Origin of the sequence: Streptomyces sp. NBC_00029, from assembly GCF_045160505.1 — a bacterium.
Lineage (GTDB): Bacteria > Actinomycetota > Actinomycetes > Streptomycetales > Streptomycetaceae > Streptomyces.
Genome location: NZ_CP108292.1, coordinates 7,808,058 through 7,821,907, shown reverse-complemented (window position 1 = coordinate 7,821,907; position 13,850 = coordinate 7,808,058). Strand labels below are relative to the sequence as shown.

Sequence of the window (13,850 nt, the reverse complement as noted above, 5' to 3'; positions counted from 1 at the left end):
CTCGGCCCCCGCCACCCGCCCCGCCCGGGCACGCCGGCCGTCCTCCGAACAGGATGGCACCGCCCACTGACAACGACGCCGACCGAACGGGAGCCCCGGTGGCGTCCGGGTCAGCGCTGCGACGCGTAGTCCAGGAGGAAGAGTGCCTCCACGAGGGCCATGTTGCGGATCTCGGTCGGGTCGACGCTCTCGTCGGGCGCGTGGATGAGGCAGCGTGGCTCCTCCACTCCCATGAGGATGATCTCGGCGTCGGGGCAGGTTCCGGCCAGCACGTTGCACAGGGGGATCGAGCCGCCCTGGCCGAGGAACTCCATCGGGCGGCCGTACGCTTGCTGCATGGCCCGGCCCATGGCCCGGTAGGCCGGCCCGTCGGTGGCCGGGCGGAACGGCGAGCCGGTGCCCTCCTTCTCGACCGAGACGCGGGCGCCCCAGGGAGCGGCGGCCGTCAGGTGCGCGGTGAGGGCGGCCAGCGCGGTGTCGGAGTCCGTCCCCGGTGGCACGCGCAGGCTGACCCGGGCCCGGGCCGTGGCCGGAACCGCGGCGGCGGAGCCGACCACGGGCGGGCAGTCGATACCGAGGACCGTCACGGCCGGGCGCGCCCAGAGCCGGTCCGCCACCGAGCCGGATCCGGTGAGGCGGACCCCCTCCAGGACGGAGGCGTCGGTGCGGAACTGCTCCTCCTCGTACGGCACTCCGGTCCAGGTGCCGGTGCAGTCCAGGCCGTCGATGCGGGTGCCGCCGTCGGGATCGCGCAGCGTCGACAGGATCTGGATCAGGGCGGCCAGCGCGTCGGGGGCGGGTCCGCCGAACATGCCCGAGTGCAGGTCGCCGCGGAGGGTGGCGACGGTGACGACGACGTTGGCGAGGCCGCGCAGTGCGGTGGTGGCGGTGGGGCGGCCCACGGCGGCGTTGCCGGTGTCGCAGATCAGCAGCGCGTCGGCGCAGATCTCGTCCGGGTGCGCGACGACGTACTGTTCGAGCCCGCCGGTGCCCTGTTCCTCGGAGCCCTCGGCGACGAACTTCAGCCCGACGGACAGCTGGTCGCCGAGCGCCCGCAGCGCCGTGAGGTGCATGACGATGTTGCCCTTGCAGTCGGCGGTGCCCCGCCCGTACCAGCGTCCGTCGCGCTCGGTGAGCGCGAACGGCGGTGAGGTCCAGGCGGCTTCGCCGAGCGGGGGCTGTACGTCGTAGTGGCAGTACAGCAGGACGGTCGGGGCGCCCGCCGGGCCCGGCCGGTGACCGAGTACGGCGTGGCTGCCGTCGGGGGTCTCCTCCAGGCGTACGTCGAGCAGGCCCGCCCCGGTGAACGCGTCGGCCACCCACCGGGCGGCCCGCGCGCATTCCTCGGGAGGGAACTGCCGGGGGTCGGCGACCGAGGGAATGGCGACCAGTTCGGCGAGGTCGGCCTTGGCGCGGGGCATCAGCGCGTCGATGCGTTCGGCGAGGCCGCGGGCGTCCGGCATGTCGCTGCCCCGGTCGAGGACAGGCTCCTGGTCGCGGTCGGGGCCAAGGGCAGGGTCCTGGTCGCGGTCAGCCATCGTTGCCGCGCTTCACCGTCTGGTCGGTCTTCAGGTCTGCGATCTGCTCCTGGATGCGGTGCAGCGTGTCGGGGCAGTAGACCTTCAGCACGAGGGCCTCCGCCTGCAGGGCCCGGCTGTCGGCGATGACCGGTCGCTGGCCGGGGCCGGTGGCCCCGTTGGACATGTTGATCTTCCACAGGGCCGACTTGAGGGCGGAGGCGGGGTCCTCGCAGACGATGCCCCCGTCCTCGCCGAGCGCACGGGCCAGGGTGCTGGGATCGGGCCGGGAGAACCCGGCGGCCACCAGCTCGTCCGTGAGCTGGTTGGCCTTGTCAAGGGCCTGGTTGGTGGACCGTACGGCCTTGTACTGGATCAGCCCCACCACGACGAAGCCGACGAGCAGGATGATGGCGACGATGTAGATCAACTTGTGCCGGGAGGCGAAGGCGGTGGGGCTCATGCGACCTCTCCTGTCGCCTGCGCGTCCGGGTTGCGCCAGCTGGGCTTGCGCAACCGCAGGCACAGCCAGGGGATGATCACACCGAGGAGCAGCAGACCGCCGCCCACGATGGCGACGTAGCTCCAGACGCTGCCGCCGCCGAACTGCGAGGACGGCACGAATCCGATGACCATGGCCGCGGCGGAGGCCAGGAAGCCCACGACGCAGATCAGGCTCAGTGCCGGGGCGCGGTAGCCGCGCGGATGGTCGGGCTGGGTCTTGCGCAGCCGCATGGCCGCCAGGAACATCAGCAGGTACATGATCAGGTACACCTGGGTGGTGATCACGGAGAAGATCCAGTAGACGCTGGACACATTGGGGATCAGTGCGTACATCAGCGCGATGACCGTCGTGACGATGCCCTGGGTGACCAGGATGTTCTGCTGGACGCCGTGGCTGTTGAGCTGCTGCAGGAACGGCGGCAGGTAACCCTCCTGACGCGAGATCAGCAGCAGTCCCTTGGATGGCCCGGCCAGCCAGGTGAGCATCCCGCCCAGGGAAGCGGCCACCAGGGCGACCGCGGCGATCGGGGTCAGCCAGCCGATGTGGAAGTAGGAGAAGAACGCGTCGAAGGCCTGCATGACGCCCGCGGTCAGGGACAGCTGGTCGGCCGGGACCACCCAGCTGATGGCGAGGGCCGGCAGGATGAAGATCAGCAGCACCATCCCCATCGCGAGGAACATCGTCTTCGGGAACTCCCGCGGAGGGTCCTTCAGCGACGAGACGTGGACGGCGTTCATCTCCATGCCCGAATAGCTCAGGAAGTTGTTGACGATGAGCACCAGGCTGGCCAGACCCGTCCACACGGGGAAGATGTTGGAGGCGCCCATCGGGGCGGCGGACGGGTTGCCCTGGCCGAGGAACACCATGCCGAGGACCACCAGCAGGGATCCCGGGATGAGCGTGCCGATGATCAGTCCCCAGGAGGCGAGCCCGGAGAGCGCCTTGGTGCCCTGCGAGGACACCCAGACGCCGGTCCAGTACAGGACGACGATCACGATGGCGGTGTAGACGCCGTTGGAGGCCAGGGACGGGTCGATGACATACGCCAGGGTGCTCGCGACGAACGCCAGCAGGCTGGGGTAGTAGAAGATCGTCATGGCGAACTGGCACCACACGGCGAGGAACCCGAGGGGCTTCGACAGTCCCTCGCTCACCCACCGGTACACGCCGCCCGACCAGCCCGACGCGAGCTCCGCCGAGACCAGCGAGGTCGGCAGCAGGAACACGATCGCGGGTACGAGGTACAGGAACACGCAGGCCAGGCCGTACACCGCCATGGTGGGCGCCGCGCGCAGGCTGGCGACGGAGGCCGTCGTCATCATCGCGAGGGTCACCCAGGTGAGCGTCGAGGAACCGGCCTTGGCCGCCACGGTCCCGGCCGCTTTTCCTTGCGGGACGTCGTCCGGGACGGGCACATCCGCAGCGCTCAAGGGGACCTCCGGGTCGACAGGGGCCGATTCTGTCCAGGCTCGCCCGCGCTCCCGCCGTCGGCGACTCGGGTACGGCCGTCCGGGGGCGGAAGCGCTGCGATGACCCGGCGGCGCGGGTGACCGGCGCGTCGGCGCACTCCTTTCCCGGCCGTGATGCGTCGGACGTACCGGAGGGATTCGGCAGCACGTCACCCGGTGGTCGCCGGGCCCCCGACCGGGACGGTGTGGGCGTGCGAGGCCGCGGCCGCCCCGTACGCCCCGGGCCCGGCCCGGCGGCGTCGGGCGCGGATCGCCAGGACGGACAGCAGCAGGCCCACCCCGGATGCGATCGCGAGCAGCAGGCACGCCCCGGACAGACCTGCCGCGAGCGCGTCCGCCGCCTCGTCCCCGGCCGCGCTCCGCGACTCCCCCACGGTCGCGTTGACCGTGGCCACGGCCGCCGTGAACGCGGCCGCTCCGATGTAGCGGGCCATGTTCGAGATGCCGGACGCCGCTCCGACGTCGTCGGCGGACACCGATGAGGTGGACGCGGAGCTCGCCGGACCGTTGACGAGCCCGAGGCCTGCGGCCAGGAGCACGAGCGGCAGGACGAACGCCCCGTAGCGCCAGTCGCCCTGGACGAACACGAGCAGCACGCAGCCGGCCGTCGCCGCCGCGAACCCCGCGGCGATCACGGGTCCGATGCCCAGCCGCTGGACCGCCCGGGGCACGAGTGGTGTGACAGCGATCAGGCCCACCGTCGCGGGGAGCGTGGCGAGGCCCGCCTCCAGCGGGCTGAGCGCGAGCGTGGCGGGGTTCTGGAAGTAGAGGCTGACGAGATACATCAGGCCGTTGATCACACCCGCGCTCAGCAGGATCCCGACGGTCGCTCCGATCAGCACGCGTTCCTTCAGCAGCCGCAGGTCCACCAGCGGCGCCTCGACCCGTCGCTCCACCGCGACGAACGCGAAGGCCGACACCAATGCGACGGCGAAGCATCCCAGCACCTCGGCCGAGAGCCAGCCCCATGCGGCTCCCTCGCTGAGCGCGAGCAGCGCCGGGGCGAGCACGGCGGCGATCAGCACCGTTCCGGCGAAGTCGATGGAGCGGCTGCGGTCGGGGTCGCGGGATTCGGCGACACCCTTCAGCGTGACCGGGACGCAGGCGAGGGCGATCGCCGCGTCGATCCAGAACAGGCCCTGCCAGCCCGTCCCGTCCACCAGCAGACCACCGACGAGCGGCCCGGCCGCGGCACCCACCGCCGATGCCCCGCCCCACAGGGTCACCGCCCGTACCTGCCCCGCCCCCGAGGTGGACACGGACAGCAGGCTCATCCCGCACGCCAGGATGGTGGCTCCCGCCGCCCCCTGGATCGCCCGGCCCGCGATCACGCCCGCACCGCCGCCGGACAGCGCGATCAGCACGCACGAGGCGATGAACAGGGCCAGGCCGCCCAGGAAGACCAGCCGGCGCCCGAACACGTCGCCGAGCGCCCCCGAGGTGACGATCACCGCTGCGCCCACCAGCGAATACCCGGTGACGGCCCACTGGAGGGTGTCCAGGGACGTGCCGGTGTCCGCGCTGATCGCCGGCAGCAGGATGCTCACCGCGGAGGTGTTCGCGTTGACGACCAGGGTCGAGACACAGGTCGCGATCAGCACGGCGCTCTGCGCCGACCGGCCGGGGTCCGGGGGTGCCGGGTGACCTGCTTGCAGTTCCACACAGGCAGGTTCACACGCCCCGCACCGCCCTGCAGCTCGGAGCCGGCCGCGGCCGAGGAGGAGCTCGGCCAGGACCGCATCCCCGATGTGGCGGAAACCGGCAGCTCGAACACGTCCTGTTCCTCTCCGGCTTCGCCCGCAGCTGCTCGACCGAGGCTCCGCGCCACCGGGGACGCTCCCGGGTGGTGCGGCGCCGCTTCGGCCTGCTGACCGAGGCGCTCGGGCTGGACCGCCGGCGCGCTGCGGGCTGGACCCTGGCCCGGCTGCTGCAGAACACGCTGTGGGACATCGAGGACAGGCGTACCGCCATCGACCCCTCCCAGACGGAGGTGGCCGAGGCGCTGCCCCGCCACTGAGCCGCGCACCCGACGAGCGCGACACGCACCCCGGACCGCCTCGACGCGAGGCGGTCCGGCGCCACCGCCGGCTTCGGCTCCGACCGGGACACCTGCGCTGCTACTGCGGCTTCGGGCCCTTCATCAGCTTGCTGAGCTGTTCCAGGGGGCCTTCCTTCATGCCCCGGACGTAGTCCCAGCCGTTGTGGTCGCCGCCCTGGATCTCGTGGATCGTGACCTTGACCGGGCCATTGCCGACCTGCTGCTGGAACTTCTCCATCCGGTCGCGGCCGCCCTCCTTGGTGCCGTACTGGAAGAGGACGTTCACCTCGGGACCCTTGTTGGCGATCAGCTTCGGGGCGAGCTTCTCGGGGTTGTTGGCGTCCATTTCCGCCTGGTGGCCCTTCCAGAGCGGGGAGTCCGGGACGATCTCGCCGCCGTTGGCTATGACGGCCCGGAAGCGGTCAGGCTTCTGCAGGAGTTGCTTGAGACCGACGAAGGCGCCGGAGGAGTTGCCCATGAAGGCCCAGCCGTCACGGGACTTGTAGGTACGGAAGTTGGCCCGGGCGAGGTCGGGTACGTCCTCGCCTATCCAGGTGCCCATCTTGGCCTGGCCGGGGATGTCGGAGCCGTCGTAGTAGTACTTGGCGTCCGGGTTGAGGATCGGCATGACCAGGATGAACGGGAGGCTCTTGCCTGCTGCGGCGCCTTCGGCGATGGCCTTCTGGAGCCCCAGCTGCGGCATGGTCGCCCAGTAGTTGTCGGCGTTCCCGTTCCCTCCGGGCAGCGCGATCATGACCGGGAAGGCGCTCTTCGCGTACTCCGGGCGGTCGTACTCCTTGGGCGTCCACACCCAGACGCTGCCCTCGAAGCCGGACTTCGGGCCCTTCACCCGGGCCTTGGATATGCGGGTGCCGTCGTCCAGCTTGACCGCCTGCTTGAAGTCGGTGAACGGGCCGGCGGGGAGGGACAGATCCGGGTCCACGCTGGGCGCGGCGCTCTGCTTCCCGCCTCCGGTCTCCTCGTTCTTGGCCGCTCCGGCGGGGGGCTTCGCATAGAGGACGGACTCGCCGTTCCCGTCGAACCAGTCCGTCTTCCAGTGGATCAACCCGGCGCCGGCACCGGCGAGCAGGGCCACGGCCACCGCGGAGCCGATCCACATCTTCTTCCGGGATCGGCTGGGTTGCTGCGGCTGCGGGTTAGGGTGCACGAACTTCGCTCCGAACAGTGCGGCTGCCCTCGAGCGGGCAGAACGGGTGGGTCCACCTACTTGGATGTGTTTTTCCACCCTCAAGGTTGCAAATCGCCGCCGGAAGGTGACGTATTGCGCTGTCGTCATCGGCCCCTTGTCCGTCTGGGCGGCGAGCCGGGCTGCCGCGGTGGGTATCGAAGCCGTAGCGATACGCGACGACGCCCACGATGCCTTCCCGCCCTCGGGTCTCAGGCCGGCTTGCGCCACACCGAGATGTGCTTCGCGGAGTCCTGGGTGAACGGATCCCCGTCCCAGTCCGCGACGCGACGTTCCAGCTCGAGCCCGGCGATCCGTGCCATCAGGTCGAGCTCTGCCGGCCAGGCGTACCGGTGCCGGGACAGCTCGCGGCGGTAGCGGCCGTCGTCGCCGTCACGGGTGAAGTGGTGCGAGACGAGAATCTGCTCGACCAGGTCGAAGGTGTCGAGGCCGAGATGCTGCTCGGAGACGTCGAACGGCACCGCGACCTGGCCGGGCGGCAGGAACCGCAGCGGCGGCACACCCAGCTCGATGACGAACCGGCCGCCGGGCTCCAGATGACGCGCGGCGTTCCGGAAGCACTCGACCTGCTCGTCCTGCGTGAGCAGGTTCGTGATGGTGTTGTAGACGAGATAGACGAGGCTGAACTCGCCGGGGACGACGGTGGTGGCCATGTCCCCGATGGTTACCGGGAGCGTGCTCTCGTCGATCTTGCGCCGCAGCACCGCAACCATGTGCTCGGACAGTTCGATGCCCACTACCTGCACGCCGCGTTCCCGGAGCGGGACGCCCACTCGTCCGGTTCCGATGGCGAACTCCAGTGCCCGGCCGTCTCCGGCGAGGTCGGCGAGGAAGGCGAGGGTCGGTCCGAGAACGGCAGCCGAGGACGCCTCGGTCTCCTCGCCGTCGTAGCGGTCGGCGGTCGCACGGGTCCACAGTTCGCTGCTGGTCATGGGCAGCCACCTTGCCGGGTGCCACGGGGCACTGTCGACGTATTTGAGGTCCTCCCCGACTCGGAGCGCACGCCCACAACGGTCCGCGACAGCCTCGGGGCTCCGTGCCAGCCCGGCCGGAGCGGATGACGAACTCGCGCAGCGACGCGCCGGACGGCAGTCGACTTGCGGCCCGGCCCCATGGCAGAGGCTCGACGAGGTCGTCCCGGCACGCGCCTGCGGTGTGGTGGGCCCGAGCGTTGTCTCGGGGTGACACTTCGCGCATATGTGCCCGTGGGGGCCGGGGTGGTCGGCGACCTATAGTTACGCGCTGCCGCCCCCGGGCAGCAGCGCGCGGCGGTTCACGGTTCGGTTCGGCGTTAAGGGGGCATACCCGGCCGGCCCTGCCGGGCCCCTGCGCATGTTCACGGTGGGCCCGGGCAGACGGTGGCAACCGATCGGCGAACAGAACGACAGAACGATGGGCGGTTGCATGCGGAGCGTGGGCGTCGAGGAAGAGCTGCTGCTGGCGGACGGGGAGAGCGGGGAGCCGCTGGCCGTTTCGGGAGCCGTGCTCGCCGCAGCCGACGAAAAGGCGGCCCGTGAAAAGGCAGCCGGCCACACATTCGAGGCTGAGCTCCAGGAGGAGCAGGTCGAGTTCGGCACGAAACCGGCGACGGACATGGGTCACGTGCGGGACGAGATCCTCCGGTGGCGCGCCGAGGCCGCCCGGCACGCCGCGGCGGCCGGTGCGGTCGTGGCGGCCATCGGCACCTCACCGCTGGCCGTCCGCCCCTCCATGTCCCCCGGGCACCGCTACGACTGGGTGGCGCGGCAGTTCGGCATGACCGCACAGGAGCAGCTGACCTGCGGCTGCCATGTCCACGTGTCGGTGGAGTCGGACGAGGAGGGCGTGGCCGTACTGGACCGCATGCGGCCCTGGCTGCCCGTACTGACCGCGATGAGCGCGAACTCCCCGTTCTGGCAGGGCGAGGACACCGGGTACGGCAGCTATCGCAGCCGGGTCTGGAACCGGCTGCCCGCGGCCGGGCCGGTGGACGTCTTCGGTTCCGCCGAGCGCTACCACGCGGAGGTGCGGGCCATGGTCGAGTCGGGGGTGCTGCGCGACCGGGGGATGATCTGGTTCGACGCACGGCTGTCCGCCTCCTACCCGACGGTGGAGGTCAGGGTGGCGGACGTGTGTCTCGATGCCTCGACCCCCGTCCTGCTGGCCGCCCTCGTACGGGGCCTGGTGGAGACCGCGGCCCGGGAGTGGCGGGCGGGCGAACCCCCGGCCGGGGTCAGCACCGGGCTGCTGCGGCTCGCGTCGTGGCAGGCGGGCCGCTCGGGGCTCGACGGTCCGCTGCTGCATCCCGAGACGTTGCGGGAGTCCGCGCCCGAGGCCGCCGTCGACGCGCTGTACCGGCACGTGGGCGACGCGCTGGCCGACTCCGGCGACGAGGAGCTCGTACGGGCAGGAATCGCCGGCCTCCTGGAGCACGGCAACGGCGCGCGCGTCCAGCGGAGCCTGCTGCGGTCGGAGGGGGACCTGGCTTCGGTCGTCCGGCAGTGCGCGCGCCGGACCACGGCCGGCGCCGACCGGCCGGGCCCGGACGCACGGAGCTGACGAGGAACCGCGCCGCGCCCGCGGGAACCCGCCACCTCCCCGCCCCCGCCTCCGGAGCGGCCCTCCGGAGGACAGCTCGGCGCGGGTCCTCCAGAATTTGTTAGGAGAGCCGCCCTACCCTGCCGTCCTGCGGGGGCCGCTGTGCACGATGTGCCGTACTGGTTGTGGATCGTCTTCGCCGCCACCGTCCTGGTGTCCCTGGCGATCGATCTGCTTGCCCACCGTGAGGCACACGTCATCGGCTTCCGCGAGGCGGCCGCGTGGAGCGGGGTGTGGGTCGGTCTCGCTCTCGTCTTCGGTGGTGTCGTCTTCGCCGTCGTGGGCACGCAGGCCGGGGTCGAGTACACGACGGCGTGGCTGCTGGAGAAGAGCCTGTCGGTCGACAACCTCTTCGTCTTCGCCCTGATCTTCGGCTACTTCAAGGTGCCGCGGGCCTACCAGCACCGCGTGCTGTTCCTCGGGGTGCTGGGCGCCCTCGTCTTCCGGGGCCTGTTCCTCGCCGCCGGCGTCGCCGTCGTCAGCCGCTTCACGGCCGTTCTGTACGTCTTCGCCGCCATCCTCTTCTGGAGCACGATCAAGATCCTCAGAGGAGAGGACGACAGCTTCGACCCCGGGCGGAGCATCGCCGTCCGGCTGCTGCGGAAGATCATGCCCGTCCGGGACGACTACGCCGGAACCAAGTTCTTCGTCAAGGAAGCGGGCAAGCGCGTCGCGACGCCGCTGCTCGCCGTGGTGGCCGCGATCGAGGCGGCCGACCTGGTCTTCGCGGTGGACAGCGTGCCCGCCGTGCTCGCGGTGAGCAGTGACGCCTTCATCGTCTACAGCAGCAACGCGTTCGCCATTCTCGGACTCCGGGCGCTGTACTTCATGCTCGCCGGGATGCTGGAACGGTTCCACTACCTCAGCAAAGGGCTGGCCCTGATCCTCGCGTTCATCGGCGTGAAGCTGGTGCTGCAGGCCTCGCACAAGCTGATCAGCCCGGCGATCCCGGAGATCCCCTCACCCGTGAGCCTCGCCGTGATCGTCGTCGTACTCGCGGTGTCCGTCGTGCTCAGCCTGCTGCGACCGCCACCCGCCGATCACCACGACGCAGCACACGAGGACCGATGACTCACCTAAAAACTATTCAAAATAGGGCAAAGTGGAGCTAAAGTCTGATTATGGATGGAATAAAGCACTTTGCGGCAACCCGCCCCGGGCAGCTCTGCCCGTCCTGCAAGCAACCGCTGCCGACCACCGTCCAGCGGCACAAGACGATGGGCGTCTACGTCCCGCTGTACGCCGACGCCCCCTGCGACAACCCTTCGTGCAGCCGGGCCGTAACGGCGGACCGGCGGGCCCCGGAGGGCGACGTCACCCGGGGCCCCGCCACCGACCCCGGTCCGGACGGAGCGTGACCGGGCGCCGAGCAGCGCCCATAGCGGACGGAATTGACGATTCCGCGGGGGCCTGATCACGGGTGAGCCTTTTCGGACAGGATGGAACCCGTTACTCAGGGTAAGGGAGTTCGCCCGGCACATCTCCGCACACCCTGTCCCCCCTTGCCCCACCCGTCCCGCGTTGCAGTGCTACCGACAGGAATTCACGCGGCTGCACCCCGGGTAGTGCGAAGAATTTCCCGATCTGCGATCGCTATGCCGCAAAACAAGTCCGAAAATGACAGGTTTGCTTTGACTCTTGTGCGATCCATCCGTGAATGTCGTTCACATGTCCGACACATCCCGAGCCACCGCCGGTGGCCCTATGCGCTTGCGCGACTTCCGACTGTTACTCGCGGGAGCTGCCACCGGACAGCTCGGTGCACAAGTGACACTGGTGGCGCTGCCCCTCGTCGCCGTCCTCGAACTCGATGCTCCTGCCTTCCAGGTGGGCCTCCTGACCGCTGCGGAGACCGCCGCCTTCCTGCTCGTCGGGCTGCCTGCCGGAGCGCTCACCGACCGGATGCGCAAGCGGCCCCTGATGATCCGCACGGATCTGCTGCGCGCCGCGGCCATGGCCAGCATCCCCGCGGCCGCGGTCGCGGACGTCCTGACCATGGCCCAGCTCTACGCCGTCGCCCTCGTGACCGGCGTGGCCACCGTGTTCTTCGACGTCGCCCACCAGAGTTACCTGCCGCAGATCCTGCCCCGTGATCAGCTCATGGCCGGCAACGGCGCCCTGGAGACCGTCCGTTCCACCGCCCACGTGACCGGACCCGGCATCGGCGGCGGACTGGTCCAGCTCGTCGGAGCCCAGTTCGCCGTCATCGTCGACGCCATCGGCTACCTGCTCTCCGCCCTCTTCCTCCGACGCATCGACCAGGCCGAGAAGGCGCCCGAACCCGCGGCCGCCGGGGGTTCGCTGCGCAAGGAGATCGGTGAGGGTGTCCGCTTCGTCTTCGGCCATCCGCTGCTCCGGGTCATCGCCCTCACCACCGGCCTCGCCAACTTCTGCACGGCCGTCCTCATGGCGACGCAGACCGTGCATCTCGTCCGCGTCGTCGGGCTGGAGGCCGGCGGACTCGGGCTGGTGCTCTCCGCGTCGGCCGTGGGAGGCCTCCTGGGCGCCCTGTGCGCCGGGCGCCTCGCGGCAAGCCTGGGACAGGCCCGGGTCATGCTCCTGTCCGTCCTCGTGACCGGCCCGTTCGCGCTGTTGTGGCCCCTGTCCGGGCCCGGTCTCGCCGGGGCGGTCCTGTTCGCCGCGGGATCGGCGGTCGTCTCCTTCGGCGCCGTCGTCTACAACGTCGCCCAGGTCAGCTTCCGCCAGGGCATGTGCCCACCCCGGCTGCTCGGCAGGATGAACGCCACCCTGCGCTTCCTCATGTGGGGCACGTTGCCGCTGGGCGCGCTCCTCGGCGGAGCCCTCGCCCAGTCCTACGGGTCGCGTACGGCTCTCGCCTGGTGCGCCGTCGGCATCCTCGCCGTACCACTGCCACTGCTGCTCTCGCCGCTGCGCCGGATGCGGGACCTGCCCGGGCCGCAGGACGACGGTGGCGCCGGTCCTGAGGCCGATCCCGAGGCCGAGGCGGGTGCCGGCCGCGGGACGCAGCGGGACACGGCCTCCGCCGACGGCGACGAACGGCCCGCCCCCGCACCCGCCGGCTGACCACGGGCCGGCCGCCGCCCGGCCGCCGGGGACTACCCCTGCGCGGGCACCGCCCGCCGCCACCGACCACACCGCCATGCCCGCAGGGGCCGCGCCGGCGTTCCGCGCGACCTCTGCCGCGACGAAGAGGACCACGTGCGCAGCATCACGAGTCAGTACCTGGCCCGCTACCGACGTCTCACCGGCGACCGGTCCGACACCGTGCTGCCGGTCACCGGAGCACAGCGCCGCTTCCTGCTGGTGCGTTCGCTGGACCCGTCGGGACGCCCCGACGTGGTGCCGATGTTCTTCGCGTTCCCTCACGGAACCATCGACCCCGAACGCCTGCGGGCAGCGGCGTCCAGGCTCGCCGCACGGCACACGGCCCTGCGCTCACGGCCCTCCGTCGTACGGGGCACGCCCGTGCTGTGCGTGGCCGATCCGGACGTCGGCGTAACCCGGCCGGCCCTCGCGCCGGGAGAGTCGCCCGCCGAGGCGCTCCGTCGTGCGCTGGAATCCTGGGACGCCCAGGGTCCCCCCTTGCGGCTCTTCCTCGTACGCGACGAGGAGCGCGAGGAGGAGATCCTCGCCGTCGCCCTGGACCACGCCGTCTGCGACGGCCGTTCGCTGGCGCGGATCGTCGGCGAACTCGGCGCCGCCTACAGCGAGGAGGCCACCGGTTCCCACGCCGCACCAGGGGAGACGGAGAACGAACTCGCCGCCTACCGGGACGCGGTCCTGCGTCAACTCGCCGCCGAGGAAAGGGCGGAGACGCCCGAGGCCGCCGCGTACTGGGCGGACAGGCTGCGTACGCTGCGTGCCCACGCCCCGGCGCCCGGTCCGGCCCGCCTGCCCGAGGGCGCACGGCCCAGCGGCGTCGCGCAGGCCCGGCTGCCCGCGTACGACGGCGGCGTGTCCTTCCCCGGACTGCTCGACGCCTGCCGCTCCGCGGCGCGCGAGCTGTACGGCCCCGGCCGCACGGTCCCGCTCGGCTACCCGTGGGGCGGCCGTCCCCCGGGAGCGGAACCGGTCGTCGGATGTTTCCTCAACACCCTCGTCTTCCCGGCCGAAACCGGCCCCGAGGCGGGCCTCGGAACGGGCCTCGGAACGGGCCCCCGCTCGGAGGCGACGGCCGACGCCTGGTGGGACGATCTCGACCGGGCCGACGTACCGTTCGACGCGGTCGTGGCCGCCGCGCGGGCCGCCGGCTCGGGCTGGACCGGAGGCCTGGACGGCCTGCTCACCGTGGACGACGACAGCCGTCGCCCGCCGCTGGTGCTGGCCGGTGTCGAGGGACGGGAGATCCACGTCGACGGCCGGCCGGTCCGCGGTCCCTTCGCCGTCTCCATCACCCAGGGAGCGGAGATCCGCCTGCGGATGGTGTGGGACCGGGCGGTGCTCGACGACGGGGCCGCGCAGCGGGCGTTCGACGCGCTCACCCACGCGCTGCGCCCTTCGGAGCCCACCGTGCGGTGACCCCGCCGCCGCACCGCCACCCGGACGCCGCCCCGCC

At 71.3% G+C, this 13,850-nt stretch carries 11 protein-coding genes and 1 pseudogene; 6 read left to right on the top strand and 6 right to left on the bottom strand.

Annotation, left to right across the window (positions count from 1 at the left end; translation table 11 throughout):
• Window positions 1-110: 110 nt before the first annotated feature.
• The 4 genes from OG753_RS36045 to OG753_RS36030 form a co-directional block, all read right to left on the bottom strand.
• A complete protein-coding gene (locus tag OG753_RS36045) occupies window positions 111-1,463 on the bottom strand; it encodes a dipeptidase (RefSeq protein ID WP_405792935.1) in 1,353 nt (450 codons plus the stop codon).
• A gap of 67 nt (window positions 1,464-1,530) precedes the next feature.
• Window positions 1,531-1,980, bottom strand: a complete 450-nt coding sequence (locus tag OG753_RS36040; RefSeq protein ID WP_327265953.1) for a hypothetical protein — start codon at window positions 1,978-1,980, stop codon at window positions 1,531-1,533.
• On the bottom strand, window positions 1,977-3,452 hold the full coding sequence (locus OG753_RS36035; protein ID WP_327265952.1) for an APC family permease: 1,476 nt from the start codon (window positions 3,450-3,452) through the stop codon (window positions 1,977-1,979). The genes OG753_RS36040 and OG753_RS36035 overlap by 4 nt, the downstream gene beginning before the upstream one ends.
• Window positions 3,453-3,640: 188 nt before the next feature.
• Complete coding sequence (locus OG753_RS36030) at window positions 3,641-5,152, bottom strand: MFS transporter (protein WP_405791573.1); 1,512 nt, start codon at window positions 5,150-5,152, stop codon at window positions 3,641-3,643.
• 153 nt (window positions 5,153-5,305) lie between these two features.
• On the opposite strand from OG753_RS36030, the pseudogene OG753_RS36025 reads away from it, so the two are divergent.
• Window positions 5,306-5,508: pseudogene (locus OG753_RS36025) on the top strand (hydroxyurea phosphotransferase); the annotation flags it as partial.
• A 100-nt stretch (window positions 5,509-5,608) separates the two neighbouring features.
• On the opposite strand, the gene OG753_RS36020 reads toward OG753_RS36025, so the two are convergent.
• Together OG753_RS36020 and OG753_RS36015 are read right to left on the bottom strand one after the other, a co-directional pair.
• On the bottom strand, window positions 5,609-6,649 hold the full coding sequence (locus OG753_RS36020; protein WP_405791571.1) for an alpha/beta hydrolase: 1,041 nt from the start codon (window positions 6,647-6,649) through the stop codon (window positions 5,609-5,611).
• 278 nt (window positions 6,650-6,927) lie between these two features.
• The gene (locus OG753_RS36015) at window positions 6,928-7,668 is read right to left on the bottom strand and encodes a class I SAM-dependent DNA methyltransferase (RefSeq protein ID WP_405791569.1); all 741 of its coding nucleotides are present in this window, start codon (window positions 7,666-7,668) and stop codon (window positions 6,928-6,930) included.
• A 472-nt stretch (window positions 7,669-8,140) separates the two neighbouring features.
• Between OG753_RS36015 and OG753_RS36010 the strand changes: the two genes are divergently transcribed.
• From OG753_RS36010 to OG753_RS35990, 5 genes are all read left to right on the top strand, one after another.
• Entirely contained in the window at window positions 8,141-9,274 is a 1,134-nt protein-coding gene (locus OG753_RS36010; protein ID WP_327265948.1) for a glutamate--cysteine ligase, read from the top strand.
• Between the two features lie 141 nt (window positions 9,275-9,415).
• The gene (locus tag OG753_RS36005) at window positions 9,416-10,384 is read left to right on the top strand and encodes a TerC family protein (RefSeq protein WP_405791567.1); all 969 of its coding nucleotides are present in this window, start codon (window positions 9,416-9,418) and stop codon (window positions 10,382-10,384) included.
• A 50-nt stretch (window positions 10,385-10,434) separates the two neighbouring features.
• Window positions 10,435-10,671: a hypothetical protein gene (locus tag OG753_RS36000; protein WP_405791565.1), complete on the top strand. Its 237-nt coding sequence runs from the start codon at window positions 10,435-10,437 to the stop codon at window positions 10,669-10,671.
• A gap of 310 nt (window positions 10,672-10,981) precedes the next feature.
• Window positions 10,982-12,358: an MFS transporter gene (locus tag OG753_RS35995; protein ID WP_327265945.1), complete on the top strand. Its 1,377-nt coding sequence runs from the start codon at window positions 10,982-10,984 to the stop codon at window positions 12,356-12,358.
• Between the two features lie 135 nt (window positions 12,359-12,493).
• Window positions 12,494-13,813 (top strand): condensation domain-containing protein, encoded by a 1,320-nt coding sequence (locus OG753_RS35990; protein ID WP_405791562.1) that lies wholly within the window; start codon window positions 12,494-12,496, stop codon window positions 13,811-13,813.
• The last annotated feature ends 37 nt before the right edge of the window (window positions 13,814-13,850 follow it).